General features: G+C 62.0%; 1 protein-coding gene. It reads right to left on the bottom strand.

The features are described 5' to 3' along the window. On the bottom strand, nucleotides 1–310 hold a 310-nt coding region (locus EN749_RS38150; protein WP_210214781.1), incomplete at its 3' end, for a hypothetical protein. Nucleotides 311–432 lie beyond the last annotated feature (122 nt).

Here is a 432-nt window from a genome sequence, read left to right as displayed (position 1 = left end):
TCAGAGACCCGTTCACATCGTTCCAGACGGCTGCATTCTGCCTGGACCTTGCAATTTCGTCCTTGAACGTGTCGTAGAAGACAAGGGCTAGAGCGACGATATCGGAAAGACCGGCCGTAACTTCGCCGATGGCGGCAAGTCCCACGCGTTCGAGAACGAGGCTCGGACCCTTCCATTCGTAGCGGGCGGCCAAGCGGGCGGCCGCGCTATCGTAATCGTAGGCGCTCATCGGTACAGCCCGGCTGATCGCGGAGAAAGCGGACTTCAATGGGCCGAAAGCGTCGAGCCTGGATACGCCCGCGAAATACATGGCCCCTTCCGCAAATGACGCGGCGGAGCCGAGCGCGCCGGAAACTCCCGCGATGGCGCCCAAGGTGGCGCTGGCAGGGTCCCCGTTCTTGACGCTTTTCACCAAGCCCATGAAGCTGGCGA

The sequence above is a fragment of the Mesorhizobium sp. M7A.F.Ca.ET.027.02.1.1 genome (genome assembly GCF_004022985.1).
Taxonomy (GTDB): domain Bacteria; phylum Pseudomonadota; class Alphaproteobacteria; order Rhizobiales; family Rhizobiaceae; genus Mesorhizobium.
This window is presented reverse-complemented; position numbering and strand designations above follow the sequence as displayed.